The sequence below is a fragment of the Nocardia sp. JCM 38205 genome, assembly GCF_058222935.1.
In genome coordinates, this window is sequence record NZ_JBYHFL010000014.1 from 1 (window position 1) to 15,429 (window position 15,429).

15 protein-coding genes and 1 pseudogene are annotated in these 15,429 nt (G+C 66.8%); 8 read left to right on the forward strand and 8 right to left on the reverse strand.

Annotated elements, in window-relative coordinates; genetic code table 11:
• A partial coding sequence (locus tag AC4HOU_RS28885; RefSeq protein WP_490725596.1) for a ferredoxin occupies positions 1–689 on the forward strand: 689 nt, incomplete at its 5' end.
• Complete coding sequence (locus AC4HOU_RS28890) at positions 682–972, forward strand: hypothetical protein (protein ID WP_048833161.1); 291 nt, start codon at positions 682–684, stop codon at positions 970–972. The genes AC4HOU_RS28885 and AC4HOU_RS28890, both read left to right, overlap by 8 nt.
• Before the next feature lie 305 nt (positions 973–1,277).
• Here the strand turns inward: AC4HOU_RS28890 and AC4HOU_RS28895 are convergent, their stop codons facing one another.
• From AC4HOU_RS28895 to AC4HOU_RS28920, 6 genes are all read right to left on the reverse strand, one after another.
• Complete coding sequence (locus AC4HOU_RS28895; RefSeq protein ID WP_014349838.1) at positions 1,278–1,679, reverse strand: hypothetical protein; 402 nt, start codon at positions 1,677–1,679, stop codon at positions 1,278–1,280.
• The gene (locus tag AC4HOU_RS28900) at positions 1,676–3,799 is read right to left on the reverse strand and encodes an integrase (protein WP_036542375.1); all 2,124 of its coding nucleotides are present in this window, start codon (positions 3,797–3,799) and stop codon (positions 1,676–1,678) included. Before AC4HOU_RS28900 ends, AC4HOU_RS28895 begins: the two co-directional genes overlap by 4 nt.
• On the reverse strand, positions 3,796–5,526 hold the full coding sequence (locus AC4HOU_RS28905) for a hypothetical protein (RefSeq protein WP_036542370.1): 1,731 nt from the start codon (positions 5,524–5,526) through the stop codon (positions 3,796–3,798). Before AC4HOU_RS28905 ends, AC4HOU_RS28900 begins: the two co-directional genes overlap by 4 nt.
• 11 nt (positions 5,527–5,537) lie before the next feature.
• On the reverse strand, positions 5,538–7,040 hold the full coding sequence (locus AC4HOU_RS28910; protein WP_014349841.1) for a site-specific integrase: 1,503 nt from the start codon (positions 7,038–7,040) through the stop codon (positions 5,538–5,540).
• Between the two features lie 27 nt (positions 7,041–7,067).
• Positions 7,068–7,595 (reverse strand): hypothetical protein, encoded by a 528-nt coding sequence (locus tag AC4HOU_RS28915; RefSeq protein WP_130915580.1) that lies wholly within the window; start codon positions 7,593–7,595, stop codon positions 7,068–7,070.
• Between the two features lie 692 nt (positions 7,596–8,287).
• Positions 8,288–8,587, reverse strand: coding sequence for a hypothetical protein (locus AC4HOU_RS28920; RefSeq protein WP_195021193.1), 300 nt, complete (start codon positions 8,585–8,587; stop codon positions 8,288–8,290).
• Between the two features lie 164 nt (positions 8,588–8,751).
• Between AC4HOU_RS28920 and AC4HOU_RS28925 the strand changes: the two genes are divergently transcribed.
• The 4 genes from AC4HOU_RS28925 to AC4HOU_RS28940 all read left to right on the forward strand — a co-directional run bounded on the left by AC4HOU_RS28925 (position 8,752) and on the right by AC4HOU_RS28940 (position 11,638).
• Positions 8,752–9,492: a DUF5919 domain-containing protein gene (locus tag AC4HOU_RS28925; RefSeq protein WP_194991254.1), complete on the forward strand. Its 741-nt coding sequence runs from the start codon at positions 8,752–8,754 to the stop codon at positions 9,490–9,492.
• Between the two features lie 4 nt (positions 9,493–9,496).
• Positions 9,497–9,967 (forward strand): NUDIX domain-containing protein, encoded by a 471-nt coding sequence (locus AC4HOU_RS28930; protein ID WP_194991255.1) that lies wholly within the window; start codon positions 9,497–9,499, stop codon positions 9,965–9,967.
• A gap of 293 nt (positions 9,968–10,260) precedes the next feature.
• On the forward strand, positions 10,261–10,914 hold the full coding sequence (gene sigK, locus AC4HOU_RS28935) for an ECF RNA polymerase sigma factor SigK (RefSeq protein ID WP_163814774.1): 654 nt from the start codon (positions 10,261–10,263) through the stop codon (positions 10,912–10,914).
• Entirely contained in the window at positions 10,907–11,638 is a 732-nt protein-coding gene (locus AC4HOU_RS28940; RefSeq protein ID WP_195021192.1) for an anti-sigma factor, read from the forward strand. Before sigK ends, AC4HOU_RS28940 begins: the two co-directional genes overlap by 8 nt.
• A gap of 23 nt (positions 11,639–11,661) precedes the next feature.
• On the opposite strand, the gene AC4HOU_RS28945 is transcribed toward AC4HOU_RS28940, so the two are convergent.
• Positions 11,662–13,212, reverse strand: a complete 1,551-nt coding sequence (locus AC4HOU_RS28945) for a molybdopterin-dependent oxidoreductase (protein WP_195021191.1) — start codon at positions 13,210–13,212, stop codon at positions 11,662–11,664.
• Positions 13,213–13,356: 144 nt separating this feature from the next.
• Positions 13,357–14,010, reverse strand: a complete 654-nt coding sequence (locus AC4HOU_RS28950) for a fasciclin domain-containing protein (RefSeq protein ID WP_195021190.1) — start codon at positions 14,008–14,010, stop codon at positions 13,357–13,359.
• A 364-nt stretch (positions 14,011–14,374) separates the two neighbouring features.
• Between AC4HOU_RS28950 and AC4HOU_RS28955 the strand changes: the two are divergent.
• Together AC4HOU_RS28955 and AC4HOU_RS28960 are read left to right on the forward strand one after the other, a co-directional pair.
• Positions 14,375–14,677 (forward strand): annotated as a pseudogene (locus AC4HOU_RS28955) (3-ketosteroid-9-alpha-hydroxylase); the annotation flags it as partial.
• Positions 14,678–15,066: 389 nt separating this feature from the next.
• Positions 15,067–15,336 (forward strand): GlsB/YeaQ/YmgE family stress response membrane protein, encoded by a 270-nt coding sequence (locus AC4HOU_RS28960; RefSeq protein WP_163814770.1) that lies wholly within the window; start codon positions 15,067–15,069, stop codon positions 15,334–15,336.
• Positions 15,337–15,429: the final 93 nt, after the last annotated feature.

Genomic DNA, 15,429 nt, shown 5'->3' on the forward strand with positions numbered 1-15,429 from the left:
CCGACCACCTCCAGCTCGTCGACGGCCTCGCCACGGCCACCGGCGACGGCACTATGGTGTGCATCGAGAAGGCCCGCGCCGCGGCCGCCTGCTGCCCTAACGATGCGATCACGGTGTGCGAGCGGGAACCGACAGGACTCGGGCATGATTCGCCGATCGTGACTCTGGGCCCGCCGGGGACCGATGCCGAGGCCGAAGCCTGCCGGCACGCATCGGTAGTGCGCCTGGTGGATTCTTTCGCCGACGCCATGGCGGCCGCGGCCGAGGGTGGAGTGCGGGCGCTGGTCGCGGCTGGATACCTGACTTTGGACGCGCACGACCGGACCACCGATTCTTGGGTTGATCAGCACTTCACGCATAGCGGGGTATTGCGGCTGCACCGCTGCTGGGAGAGCTTGACCAAGCCGATGTGTCTCGCGGTCCGGCGTGATCTGCCGCGCTCGGCACCGGTGGAGAGTGTGGCCGCCCATCCGGCGACCCGGATCTTCGCCAACCGGCACGCACCGGGAGCCAAGCTGGTGTCGGTGAACGCCAAGCCGCTGGCCGCCCGCGCGGCCGCTCACGGTGAGGTCGACGCCTGCATCGCCTCGGTCGATGTGGTCGCCCGATACCCGCAGCTCGAGGTTCGTGTCGAGTGGCAGCCGACGATGGTGTGGCTGCTCTACGGCAAGGACAGCGGCGATGAGTGAACCGCGTACGGTGGCGATACTCGGCGCCGGGATCATGGCCAACGCCGTCGCAGCCCGCCTGGATGCTCACGGTTTCGAGCTGCGCCGCTACAACTGCACCACTGCCGCGATCGACGGGCCCGCCATCGTGTGCGCGTCAGCGGCGCAGGCGGCCGAGGAAGCGGTGTTCCCTGTCAAGTCTGGCTGTGTTGCCGAACGGACTGACGAGAGGTCGTTGCCGAGACTGAGCTGCCCGAATTCTCCGCCTGTGTTGTCGGTGCCCGACCGTATGGTGGTCGCGTGACCGATATAGCCCCACTCGCCGCTTCGACTCGGGCGGTGTTCGGTGCGCCGGGCGTGCATGCTGTCGTGCGGTCCGGGCGGACGGTTCATGCGGTCCGCCTCGGGCAATGGGTCGGGGACGAGGAAGTGCCCGAACTTCTCTGTCACACGGGTGTCGCGGGCTGGTCGCCGACAGCGTTGGCACCGACTAGAGCGGAAGTCACCTGCGCTCGATGCCTGCGCCGGATCGGTCAGTCCAGCACTGTGTCCCGGCAGCTGCTGCTGTTCGGCAACGACGAGGAACCCGCCGCGGCCGGATAGCGGGCATCAGTTCGTCTCGGGATTGAGCGGGATGACGGTTCGCATGCTGCGCCCGGACGTGTGGGTAAGGCGGTCGTTTTCGACGGTGAGGACGTTGACGATTCGCGCGAATGCTTCGACGGATTGTTCGAGCTCATGGATCTTCTTGCGGGCTTCGGTGAGTTTGCGCCGGGTGGAATCGAGTTCGTCGCGCAGTTGCTGTTCGCTGGCGGGGGTGTGTCCTTGCGCGCGGACGCGGGCGTAGAACTCCTCTTTGAGGTCGGTGTGGCGGTGGGTGAGGACGTGGCGTTTGACGTCGGCCTCGGCGGCCAGGGCGACGACGGTGAGAGCGCCGTCGGATCGTAGCGGGGTCCCGGCCAGCAGCCGGTCGATCGCGGCGCGGATCTGGCTGCGTTGGTCGGTGGTCATCGTGGCTCCGGATCGGTGGTTGTGATGCGGGTGCGGTCGTGGGTGTCGGCAAGCTCGATCAGTGAGGCGGCGCGGTGTTTCAGCCGCTCGGCGACAGGCTGCGGGACGAGCGGCGAATCAGCCTGGGCGCGGATCTGGTTTGCCGCTGTGCGTAGTTGTCGGGCGTGGGTGTCGGTGCGGGCGATGTTCGAGCAGTTGGTGTGGCAGCGGTCCAGGCTCGGTGTTGGGGTGGGCCCGCTGGCGTTGGCGGGGTTGCAGAGGGCCTTGCCGGGGTCGTAGTTGCAGGCGAGGTAGGCGTCGGCGTTGTCGAACACGGTCAGCGCCGGATCCGCCAGCAGGGCTTTGGCCTGCCGGGGTGTGGTGACCAGACCGCCGAAGCGGTCGTGCTGCTCGTGCGCGGCGCGGATCAGCCGCCGGGCGGCGGGCCCGGAGACGCCCTCTCCGTGGTCGAGGGCGTCGTGGACCTCGCTGAGTTGTTCGGCGACCGCGCGAGCGGTTTCCAGGTCCAGCAGCTCGTGGATGCCGTCGCGTTGGCGGGTGGCGTAGCCCTCGCTGATCACCGTGCGCATGTGCCCGTATTGGACCGCGAGGGCGACCAGGCCGCCGGGTCGGCGGGCGATGTGCCAGGCCAGGCTCCGCCGGAACCGGGCGGTGCCGATGTTGCCGTGCGGGTCGGCAGGGATAGCGACCCCGCGGCCGTGCTTGGCGGTGTGCTCGTTGACCCAGTCGACGAAACCCTCGACCCACTGGACGACGGTGCCGCGAACCGGCGACCGGCCCTGCCTTTCACCGCGCTGGGCGGGAAACAGTAGTCCGGCAGGGCCGTTGAGGCGTTCCAGGACCCTGATGGCGGTGACCACGGGTGGAACTGCAACCCAGGGGACTTCGCGCAACTCACCAGCGGAGCGATGATTGCCGTCGGCGTCGCGGGCGGTCTTGAAATGCCGTGCATGGATGAGATGGCGACGGCCGCCGGAGCTGTCGTCGCGGCCTGGCCGTGGTTCGGGGCAGCAGCCGACTTCGAGGGCGAGTACTTCGCTCGGGCGCATCCCAGTCAGGTAGGCGATGACCACGAAGCACGCGGTGGTCAGCAGCCGGACGAATGGCTCGACCTGGTCGAAGTCGATGGCGCTGACCCAGGGATCGCCCTCGATCAAGCCGGTGATCGGGATGTCGAGCGGACAACGTCCGGGGTTGGTCTTGCGATAGCGCTGCCAGCGTGGAGTCTTCAGAACGCGGTGGACCTTCTTGTGCGGGGTGCCGGTGATCGCGGCGACATAGGTGGCCGCGGCGCCCGATCGGAGGGTGGTATGCGTGGGCAAGGGTTTCCCGGTTGCCTCCAGATCTGCGAGGTAGGCGATCAGTGCCGGCGGCGTTCCGCGGGGCAGGTCGGTGTCGGGTGTCTGGGCGACGACTCGCCGCAGTCGTTGTTCCTCGGCTCGGGCCGCGAGGATGTCGTCGGCGAACTCTTCAGTGAACTTCAATGCCCAGATCAGCAGCGGACCCATGGTGGCCGGGCTGATCGGCTCGGTCGAGTTCTCACCGGCGGCAGTGGCCGCGGGCAGATAGTCGTCGAAACCTTCGGTCTCCCAGGGCGGGACGCCGATGCGCGAGCGGGTCGGCAGGTAAGGCGCGAACGCGCGGAGCCGGGTCAGCGCGATGAGGTGGCTCGTGGCGGTGTTGCGCGCGACTTTACGGGTCTTGACCACGTAGTTTCCGTAGTCGGCAAGGACATCGGTGGTTGCTTGGGCCAGTTCGGTGATGCCGCGCTCGCTGAGCCAAGTTGCGAATACCCGCCAGGTCATGGCGGTGCCGAACATCCGTTGAGGGCTCAGCCGCGCCCGCATTGTCGAGCCTCCACGAGTGAGCACCGTGTCCGGGACCGGGAAGTTCAGCAGCGCCCAGACCGCGTGACGGAACTGCTCACGCAACTCCGCAGGGAAAGTCTGCCACTGAATCCGGTCGCTGGTAGTCGACGGATTGTCACTGATGAATGTCAGCGACCAGACCGGATCACCGAATCGGGGGATGAGCTCGCGGCGTTGTTCGGTGACCGTTGCCGGATCGACCACCGGATCGGCGGGAGCGGGCAGAGCTGGTTGCCGCCATGGTGCGGTCACGAGTCGAACCCCTTGCGCAGCAACAATTCGATGGACGTGCGGTCGCTGGCGTTGACCGCCTTCAGCGCGTCGGCCCATTCTGCTGCGGTGAACGAACTCTCCTTGAGCTGGGTCAGCCGGCTGTGGTGCTCGCGCCAATCGTGCTCCCAGGTCCGGGTGGGTAGAACGGTGCGCAGGCTTTCCAGTGCCTGGTGCAAGTAGGCCAGGCGCGGCAAATGCCGCGGTGTGACCACCGCGTTGGCGCAGGCCAGGCAGAGCAGAAACGATGCCCGGCAAGGCGATCCGTGCGGGCTGAACGGGCTGTGAGTGTAGTCGCCGCAGTTCGCCGTGGCAGTGTCGGTGCCGACGTCACCTGCGCAGGAATCATCGGTAACTCTCGCCGCGACAACAGCTTTAGCGTGGTCGACGGCATCGGCGATCCCCTCGGCGATCACCGCTTCGGCGCGCCGGTGCGTGGCCGGATCACGCAGAACGTAGACGCGGTCGTGAACGTCGAGGCTGTGCTGAGTGGGAGTGCGCCGATGCAGGACGGTCACCGTGCGCCGCAAACGACGCAGATTCAGCTCCCCGGCCCCGGTCACCTGGCTCCATCGACGGAAGACCGGGTTGACGATGCCGATGCCGGTGCGCAGCAGCGCAGCGCGATCGTTGACCAGCAGAGGAAGATGAACGTGCCAGACGATGAGCAGATCGGTCGCAGCGCCGTGAGCACGCAACAGGTCACGGGCTGGGGCGGTGGCCTCGATCGCGCGGGTGAACAGCCGTCCTGGCGAGTTCGGGCCCCAGTCGGTCAGATTGCGGGTCTCGTAACGATGAGCCGTGTGACGCCGCCGTTTCTCCAGCTCGGCCCGATAGACGATCGGCTCACCCGGCGCTGACGCGGACAGCACTTGCGGAACCACCATCTCCGAGACGGCCGTGAGATTCCAGCCGTGAGCACTCACGATCAGCGTCACCAGCGAGACCATCTCGACTCGGTCGAGAAACAGCCGCCGCCAGGTCCATTCCGAGCTGGTCCCGCCCAGCGCATCCAGGTAGGGCTCGACGACCCGACGACGTCCGTCCGCGCCGACATCAACAGGAACATCCCCGGTCCGCGCCAAATGGTCGAGCGCTTCACCCAGCACCCACTCGCGGCTGCCGTCGTCGAACGCGCCCGACCGCCAGGCATCCAGATGCGCCCGATTCTCGGCGATCCGCTGCCAGGCCCGCCGGAAGTGGCCGGCCGCAGCCTGTCTGATCTCCTCGAATTCCTCCGGCGAATACGCCGATTCCGTGGCACCCGAGTAAGCAACCCGTCGCAGCACCGCCTCGCGAGTCGCCTCGGGAAGCTGATCATCGCGCTTCAGCAGTGCTGCGATCTTGCGAATCTGTCTTTGTCCCAACGTCTTATTCGCGCGACTGACCCTCCACTGGTTCCAGACCGCCGGCGTGATGTCGGCGATGGACTGTGGTGCGGGGTCCAGTTGCGCGAGCCACCGGGTGAACGTGCGGACCAGGAACCACACCTCCGTGCTCGTGGCCGTCGATCGCCATTCCCCCGGTGGGTAGATCCGGCTCGCAAACGCCGCAGCGAGAGATCGCTGCAACGCAGCCGACACCGGCAACGCACCGAAGTCGAAGATCGCCCGCTGATCACCCTTCTCGCTGATGTGCGTGACCACCGCAGCGGCATCGTCGAGCACCGATGGCCGCCGGTGCCCTTCGGCCGGCAGCCCGGCGTGCACTCCTCGCGCCATCAGCCGGCCACCTCGGCATCGAGGATCCGCTCCGACGCCGCCGCCAGCTTCGCCAGCAGTTCGGCGACATCCGGATCGTCGTCCTCGATCAACAGGGACCGCACCTCCAGGTCCGAGACCGGGGCCAGGTAAATATCGCGGGTAACCTGTTCGCTCGCGTGCCCGAGCAGGTCTTTGACCATCCGCCAGGGCGACATGTAGAGCAGCATGTAGTCGCGGCGTTCCTCGGGCGTCAGATCCAGCCGCATGTCCAGCGCCCGATGCAACGCCACCAGCATGTAAAGCGCGAACGAATGCCGCGCCATATGCGGCGTCGCGAACGGCGGATCCGGCACCACCCCCGCCAGCGTCACCGCGCAACGCCGCGATGCCGCCCGGAACACAGCCTCCCAGGAATGGGCACCGAACGGGGTCCCGTCCTCGGCAAGCCACAACCACAGCGGCTCCAACCCGCTATCACTCTGGACGAACAGCCGCCGCCGCTCGTCCGGCTCCAGCGCATCGATCCGGCGTTCCCCGGTCCGGCCGTGCCGGTCGCGCCAATGCAGCACCCGTTGCTGCCACCCGGACTGCTTGACGACCAGCCAGATATCGTCCAACGCGTCGTAACGGCCTGCGGTTTGCGCCCGCCGGATCGCCCCCCTGCGGGTCGTAGCGCAATACGCCTCGACCTCCCGCAGCACGGTCGCGGAGATGTAGAACGTGCGGGCCCGCTTGCTCTTGGCCACCGCCGCTGCCAGCCGCGCCTCGACGTACCGCTGCGGCGTATTCGCCGAGGCAGGCAGCTCGATCGTCAACAGCGACCCGCCCTCCCCGAGCCGCAAACCGCTGCTCAACAGCAGGTCGGCGAACGCGGCATTGCGGTCGTCGTGACGGCCGCGCCAGGACGGGTCCATGCGGCCTTCGGCGGTGTAGCCACGCAGCCCGACATCGCGCCACAACCGAAACGCCCTGGGCGTCAACCATTTCACGTTCGAGGAACGGACGTCCTTCGCTCGCGCCTCGGCCACCTCCACCAGGTCCCCGTAGCGGTTGCGGACCGTCTTGACCCCGACCGGGCTCTCGGCCACAAACCCCTGCTTGACCGCCCACCCATAGAGCCGACTCAGCGCCGCCAACTCCCGGTTCCACTTCGAGCCGCTGATCCGCCGCATGTTCCGCGGCGACCGCCGCCGCCAATCCTCGAAGTCGAGCAAATCATCGTAATCTGCTGCATCCCAGTACTTCCCGCGGCTCCACAAGAAATTGAAGAACACCCGATAATCCGTGGTGTACGAGCGCTTCGTCGCCTTGCGAAGGTTCGCAAACGACGACCGGCCGAAGTAGCGCGTCAACCGCGCATCCACCCGGAAGTCCGGATCCACCATGAACGGGTCACCCGGATCCAGCCCGAAGGACTCCTCCCGCTCGACAAGATCCCGCCACTCATCCAGCAGCGGATGCTGACCGGACGGAGCAGCCAGCTCCGCGGAAACCCAATGCACCGTCCACAACCTGGACATCACCCTCCTCTATGTACTGCAACATGATCAGCTGCAACACACGGAGTTAATAAGGAATCGGTGGCAGTAGAAACCCGCTCGCCAGATTTCATTGGCGCGCGGCCGCACCCGCAGGACTCGCCAGTTGTGCAGGCTTCGCCGCACTGCGGCACCGGCAAGTAGTGAAGCAGGGATAGCCCAGATGCCGGGCACCAGTGCAGCGCCAACCAGGGTACTGACGGAGTGCGCCGCACCGGGCTCGGTGGGCTGGTAGGTCCTGTAGGCGTCGACGGCTGGCACCACCATAAGCAGTGCCATAAGCAGCAACACTGATGCGATGAGAAATAGCCGACCAGTCGGACGAGTCTCTGGCTCGCGGGCCAGGCTGGCGGCCAACGCCGAGGTTTGCGTGCGTTCAACCGTGGCAGTTCCGATCACGGGGACCAGCCCGCTCGCGGCTAAACCCGTCCCGCTGTATATAGCGGTGGAATAGTCGGTTGATACGCCTTGTGAACAAAGAGCGGGCACGCTCTGGACGAAATCAACCCGCCTGCACGTCGGACAGGTGATGTCCATAGTTACCTCCTTCGCTTATGTGCCGCACGGGAGACTCTGCGCCCGCCCTCCTGAACGCGTGGGTATATCCAACATGGCTTCGAATCCACTGTCGAGACTTAGATTGCCGGTAGGTTGCTGAGGGGCGAAGTTGTCGGCGTGTTGTGCATCCCGGGCGTGTCGTCTTTGCGAGACCTCAAAGGCCCCACCGTGTACGATGGTTCGTCGACTTGGAAGGTGAGGAGCCTGATCGTTGAGGGCCAGGGTCGTGGCGGCGCGCCGCCATGCGGCCAATCGGAACGTCTCAGAGGTGCGACGCATGCGGCAATGCACCCGGATCCGAACCCGAACCACTCGCAGGAAACTCTCAACAAAGTTGTTCGTCGTCGGGTCGTACAGCGCCCCGATTAGTTGCGGAGAGTTGCGCCGCGTTTCTCGATAACACGAGGTCGGAGCCCATTTCGAGTAGTCGATCGTGGCTGACGGTTGTGCCCAGTTGTCGTGCGGCCAGATCCTCGGCAGGTTTCTGGTTCGAGTCCAGATGGGGGAGCCTAGAAAAGCCCTCTACCTGCACAAGCAGGTGGAGGGCTTTTTCGTTGTCTCCGGAATTCGACGCTACTTGTCACCGTTGTCATACGGCCAGCAGATCGCCGCGGCGATCACCAGCAACGGCAGGCCACACGCAACGGCGTATCCAACGGCTGCCCAGCCGTTCACGCCAGGCCGCCGGCGATCGACCAACGGGCGAATGACAGTCGGGGATGCACGGTCTCAACGTCGACGATATGCATGAGGCCATCGAGTGCTAGCGGGTCGACGTGATCGGGTGCGGGCAGGATGACCATCTCGGCGCGGGCGCCGCGTGCCTGATCAGCTAACGGCAGAGGTGAAAAAATTTCCGGCCACACCAGCCGATACCCCAACCGGCGCGCGAGCCGTTGAACCTGGGCAGCGCCCCAGTCCGGCGCCGTACTGCGGTCGTAGTCGATCCATCCCAGAGCTATCGGCTTCATGCACGCACCAACTCCCTCGATCGAGTGCTGAGGTGCCCCGCCGCCCGGGACTCATGATCGACCGGGCGGCGCGGCCTGGGGCTCAGCCTCTCGTTGATCATGGGGACGGCGGAACCTCCTATGTTTCCCACTTCGGGACGTCCCGACTGGTGTACAACGTCCCTATGGCGAATGAGAGGTTGCGGGCCGCGATCGCGGCCCGGGGATGGACTCACGCGAATTTGGCCGAGGCGACAGGTGTTGACCCGAAATCGGTTGAACGCTGGGTGAATCTCGGTCGCGTCCCCCGGCGGCGCACCGCAATCCGAGCTGCCGAGTGTCTGGGCGAGGACGTCAACGCCCTATGGCCGGCCCTACAACAGGCACGCACGGCGCGGGCCGTCAGCCGGGAACTCATTGCTCTCTATGACCAGCGGGCCGACGTACCTCCGTCGATGTTCATCAACCTCTTCGCGGCCGCGCGGCACCGGATCGACGTTCTGGTCTACGCGGCGGTCTTCCTGCATGAGGCGTACCCCCGGCTCAACGACCTGCTGCTCGAACGAGCCGAGGCCGGCTGTTCGATACGCATAGCCATCGGCGACGCCGACAGTACCAACGTCCGACAGCGAGGCCGGGAGGAGAAATTCGGGCACGGTATCGAATCGCGCTGCCGCCTCGCCTTGATGCACTACCGGCCATTGCACGCCGCACCGGGAATCGAGCTGCGGACCCACACCACGACGCTCTACAACAGCATCTTCTGCGCCGACGAGGAAATGCTGGTCAACGCCCACATGTGGGGAGTGAACGCTTACCGTGCGCCGGTCTGGCACCTGCGCCGTACCGGTGACGGCGGTCTATTCGACACGTACACAGACAGTTTCGACGCAGTCTGGCACACTGGCCGACCGGTGGAAGGGTAAGCCGATGGCGCGCACCGAGTTCTACGACGATCCCGCTGCCCCCGAACCGAACAGTCTCGTCGTCGCGGCTTCCGCCGTGGTGTGCGACGACAAGGGCCGCATCCTGTTGCAGCGCCGCGCCGACAACGGCCTCTGGGCGTTGCCCGGTGGTGCGATGGAAATGACCGAAAGCCTTCCTGGCTGTGCTGTGCGCGAGGTCAAGGAAGAAACGGGGCTGGACATCGAGATCACCGGCCTCGTCGGCACCTACACCGACCCCCGCCACATCATCGCCTACAGCGACGGCGAGGTTCGACGCCAGTTCAACGTGTGCTTCCTGGCGCAGGTAACCGGTGGCGATCTGGCCATATCCGACGAGTCCATCGAACTACGGTTCGTCGACCCCACCGATCTCGACAATCTCGAGATCCACCACACACAGAGGCTCAGACTGACGCACTACCTGGAGGGGCGGGGCACTCCCTACCTCGGCTGAACGGTCCGGCCGACCGGGCGAGAAGGGGGTAATCCAAGTCGGGCCGTGGAAAGCGATGGTCTTCGTCGCGGGTCCCGGCCGGCTTCACTGCCGGTGCGGGAGCTACCGGAATGGGTATCGTGCCGGGAACCGGCAACGGTGTGACGCGTTCGACCCAAGCCGATCGACCGGCTGTTACGAACTCCTCGCATGTATCGGCGATTGCTGCGACTGGGGAGTGTGTCGCCGGTTGCGGTGAACGCCGCGCCGCGCACCTGCCCTCGGGCGCCCTCGACCCACGGAGACGGACAGCAATGGCGGACCGACCTCGCTTCGGCCAGCGGGAACCGGACAGCGAACCCGATCCGCCCGCTGCCTGCCCGGCCGGCGGGACCGGCGCGGAGCAAGAACTCATGCGCCGGCTCGGGGGATACCTGGAACGCATCGCCGACCGCGATCGCACGGCGTTCACCGAACTGTACCGATCCACCCACGATCGGGTGTTCGGGCTCGCACTGCGCATCATCCGGCGACCCGCCGCGGCCGAGGAGGTCACCCAAGAGGTCTACCTCTACGTTTGGAATACCGCCGCGCAGTACGACCAGCGGCTGGCCAGTCCGATCGGCTGGTTGATGATGATCACCCACCGCCGCGCCGTAGACCGTGTCCGAGCCGAAACATCCTCGGCGACAAGGGAGCTCGCGTACGGTCAACGCAATCTCGGCCGTGATCACGATACGGTCGCCGAGACCGTCGATCAGCGCTATGAGGAGCAGGCGGTGGTCCGCTGCCTGGCCGCCCTGACCGATCGCCAACGGGAGACGGTCGCGCTGGCCTATTACGGCGGCCGGACGTACTCCGAGGTCGCGGCCTACCTCGGCATACCGTTGTCGACGGTGAAGACCCGGATTCGGGATGGCCTCAAACGTTTGCAGAGCTGTCTGGCGGGAGCGGTGAGCGATGCCTGAAGATACGCCGGCCGGTGAACTGCTCGACCTTGCCTACCCGTACGCACTCGATGCGCTCTCGGAAGCGGACAGCGACGCGATCGAACGCCTGCTCGACCAGGCCGATGAACGATCCGCGGCGCAATTCCGGGCCACGGTCCGGGCGCTGCGCGACACCCTGGCGCATATGTCCGTGGTCGACGCGGTGCCCGCACCTCCGAACGTCGAGGCGGCGATCATGCGTGCCCTCGATGACCGGCCCGCGACGGTCACGGTGCTCGCCGAGCACACCGGCCGGGCGCGGCGGCGGCGCTGGCTGGCGGCGGTGGCCGCGGCGATCGTCGCGATCGGTGTCGGGGTGGGAGTCGCCGTCTCTCTCGGCGGGGAAGATGATGCGGGGCGGGTCACCGCGCAACAGGTGCTGACCGAGTCGGACACGCGCAGTCGAGTGGTCGAGGCATCCACCGGTGGAACGATGTCCGTCTACTCCTCGCCGGGATTGGCCACCGCGGCCGTATCGTTCCAGGATCTGCCGTCGCCTCCACCCGGCACGGTGTATCAGATGTGGTTGATTCCCTCTGACGGGCAACCGCATTCGGCAGGCGTTCTGGACAGCATTCCGAATCGGGAATCGCCGCTGGTCGTCCGGTTCGATGACGGTGCGCGACTGGCGGTCACGGTCGAACCCTCCGGTGGCTCGCCCCGGCCGACGAGCGACCCGGTCGCCGCGGTACCGCTGGGGTGAACCGGCCGGGCCGTCGTCTCCGGTCAGGTCACGGTCACCGCGACCGAGTGCCATCCGGTGGCGCCGTCCGGGATCGGCGGTGTCCGCTGCTCTGGCTGCCGTTGGCCGTCGCCGTCGGTCGCGCGCACCCGCAGGGTGTGTCGTCCGGGTTGCGCGTCCCACCGCCAGGTCCACTGCCGCCAGGTGTCGGCCGAGTATTCGGCGACGAGGCGGGCCGGAGACCATGGTCCGTCGTCGACTCGGACCTCGACCAGCGCGATGCCCCGGTGTTGCGCCCACGCGACTCCCGCCACCATCACCGGACCGGCCGCCACCGTGGCGAACGCGCCGGGAGCGTCGATTCGGGAGGCCACCTTGATCGGGGCGCGTTCGGCCCAGCCGCGATCGGTCCAGTACGCCGTCGCTTCGTCGAACCGGGTGAGTTCCAGGTCGACAACCCATTTCGTCGCGGAAACGAAGCCGTACAGCCCGGGGACGACCAGGCGAGCCGGGTAGCCGTGCTCGAGTGGCAGCGGTTCGCCGTTCATGCCGACGGCGAGGAGAGCATCGCGTCCGTCGGTGATCGCGGCGACCGGTGTTCCGGCGGTGAAACCGTCCGCGCTGCGGGAGAGCAGCATGTCCGCCTCGGGGGCGATGCCTGCCGTGGCGAGCAGCTCGGCCAGCGAATATCCGGTCCATACCGCGTTGCCTGCCAGATCACCGCCGACCTCGTTGGAGACGCAGGTCAGCGTGATCATCTTCTCGATCGCGGTCAGTTCCTCCAGATCCGACATCGAGAACTGCACCGTTCGGTTGACCCGGCCGTGAATGCGTAGCCGCCAGTCGTCGCGGGTTACGGTGGGGATCCGTAGCGCGGTATCGATCCGGTAGAAGCGGTCGTTGGCGGTCACGAACGGGGTAATGCCCGGCACCGGCGGGTCGGTCCCCGCGGGCGGCGGGGGCGCGGCAACCCGTGGGGCGGGCAGCCGGAATGCCGCGCGGTCGGCGGTGATCGCGCGCAGCCGCTCGCCGAGCCACTGCCCGGTCGCCATCGCGCCGGCCGCGACGACTGCCGCACCGCCTGCCAGCAGCAAGAATCGGCGGCGCGTGAGGTCGGATCGAGCTACCTCCGGCCGGGGAGCGCGGTTGATCAACCAGCGCAGCGTGACGATTCCGGTGGCCACCCCGAGCGCTGTCGGAATCACGTCTGCCGCCTCGGTACCCGGCCGCTGCCACACGACGATGCCGACCACGATGCCGAGTACGCCGAGGACCGCGCTGCCAAGGGGCCGCGTGCGTTCGAGCAGCCCGACGGCGAGTGCCAGAGCCGCGATCACCAGCGCCATCGACACGAACAGGGCCTGCTTGTCGCGGGTGCCGAACTGCTCGATGGCGAACTCCCGCAACGGCTCCGGTGTGTGATCGACGACCGTGGCTCCGACGGCGACGAAGGGAGCTGCCGCGGGGTTCGTCACCGCGGCGACCAATTCCGCGACGCCGAGTACGACCGCGGTCGCGACGGCACCCGCGAGCGCCGCCGCGACTACCCCCGGCGGGCGCGATGTCGAGTGGTTCGGGTCGTGTGTTGTGTCCATGGCGCCTCGAGACCTGGCGGTAGATGTGCTGGCAACGATAGATCCGTGCGCCGGGGTGGAGAACCCGCGCGGCCGGTTCTCCACCCCGGTGATGGTGCTCGGTCACCGCGACCGGCGGCACCACTTATCCGGGAGTCAGGTGGTTCAGGCCGGAGGCATCAAGACGCCGTCGATCATGTAGACCGTCGCGTTGGCCGTGGACACCCCACCGCAGATCACCGATGCGTTGCCGACCTTGATGTCGTCACCGGTGCGCGTGACGTTCACCGTGCCGCCCTGCACTGTTGCTTGTTCGCCCGAGATATCGGAGGGTGCGATCCGCCCCGGCACGACGTGGTAGGTCAGGATGGTGGTGAGGGTGTCGGCGTCGGTTTTGAGCGACTCGATGGTCGCGGGATCGATCTCGGCGAAGGCGGCGTCGACCGGCGCGAACACGGTGAACTCGCCGCCGTTGAGCGTATCGACGAGGTTCACCTGCGGGTTGAGCTGCCCGGACACCGCCTTGACCAACGTCGTCAGCATCGGATTGTTCGACGCCGCCACCGTCACCGGATCCTGCGCCATGCCGCTGACCGAGCCCGCGCCGGTCGGTACCTGCGCGGCGTATTCGTCACAGCCGGGGCCGACCAGATCCGCCGCGGCGCTGCCGCCGGTGGGCTCGTTGGTCTGCATCGCGGGCGGCGACATCGTCGTCGCGGGAGCGGATTCGCTGGACGAATCGTCGCCACACGCCGACGCGCCGAGCAATGCGGCGGTCGATACGACCGCGATCGCGAGAGTACTGCGATTGATTCTCATCGGGTTCATCACTTTCGTCCACGACCTGGACGGTCGTTCAGTTCTTATGTGCCGTACGGAGTTCGTCGTGCGATCGATGCCGGACGGGTCCCCGACCCGTGGCGAGGTGGCCCACCGGCCAACGCTTCCCGATCAGTGAACATCGACCGGTCTCGGTGCATGCGAACCGTGTTAGAACGTGTTCTCGCCCGTTCGAGTGGCGGACATCAGCCTGCCGCGGCACTCGAACACTTTTCCTCCGAGGAGGGTGCAATGACACTTCTGCGATCAGACTCCGATTTCCGCGAAATCGAGGCCGACTCCGCGCCGGCCCGCTTCGCGCGCGGCTGGCACTGCCTTGGCCTGCTTCGCGATTTCGCCGACGGAAAGCCAGGTACAGGCGGCGGTCGCGCTCGGCGATTACATCCGCCTCGGATTCGAGCAGGACGTCGAGATCTGGCGGCACAAGGCTCGCATCGATAATCCGTTGCTGTGCGAGGAGGACGGGCCGGTCTACCAGCTGCGTCGCTGGTACAACCAGTTCTATCTGGACCGCGCCGACGTCACCCCGGAGATGGTGGACCGATTCGAGCACGAACTCGATCTGTCCAGGGCTCAGGCGGTCTGGCGTAAGGAGGTTGCCGACAATATGGCTGATCAGGCGGATCCGACCGGGGCACCGGCATGATCGCGGATCGCACCGACAACCGCCTCGACGACGTACCCCTGCAACCTCTGCGTTGCGACGAGTGCGCTGCTCGAGTGTTGGTTCGTAAGAGCAGCCGGGCCCAGACAGGTCTGCAGTGGAATGCCGAAGCACGTTCCGCCTGCTATGAATTGGCGTCTTCGCCGGCGCCGGGACCGGCGCTGGCCGGGTGCTCACGGATCCGGCGGACCATCGACGCGGCAGTTGCCTCCGGGGAACTGTGCATCATCGAAACGCAATCGGTGTGATTGTTCGCGGGCTCGCCCGCCGGCGGGCGAGCCCGCGAACGCCGACTGGGGCCGTTTGGTCGCCGGCGTTCGTGGTATGCCGATCGTGGGCCCCTCGGCCCGTGTCGCAGAAGGAGGATCTTCATGCTCGGAACGATTATCGGCGCGATCATCGTCGGACTCTTCGTTGGCGCGGTAGCGCGGCTGGTGATGCCGGGTAAGCAGAACATCGGTGTCATCATGACGATCCTGCTGGGTGTGATCGGCTCCTTCGCCGGCTCCTGGATCGCCTACCAGGCGGGATACTCCAACAGCAATGGTGGATTCCAGATCATTCCGCTAGTGGTCGGCATCGTGGTCGCGGTCGTCCTGATCGCGCTGTACCTGGCTGTCACAGGCCGCCGGGTGCGTTGATACGCGGCCTGGACCTAGCACCCCGGCACCGACCGCCGTGGGCGTTCCAAGGGGGGGGACGGGGGTGGGTTTGTGAGGGGGGAGAGCCCACCC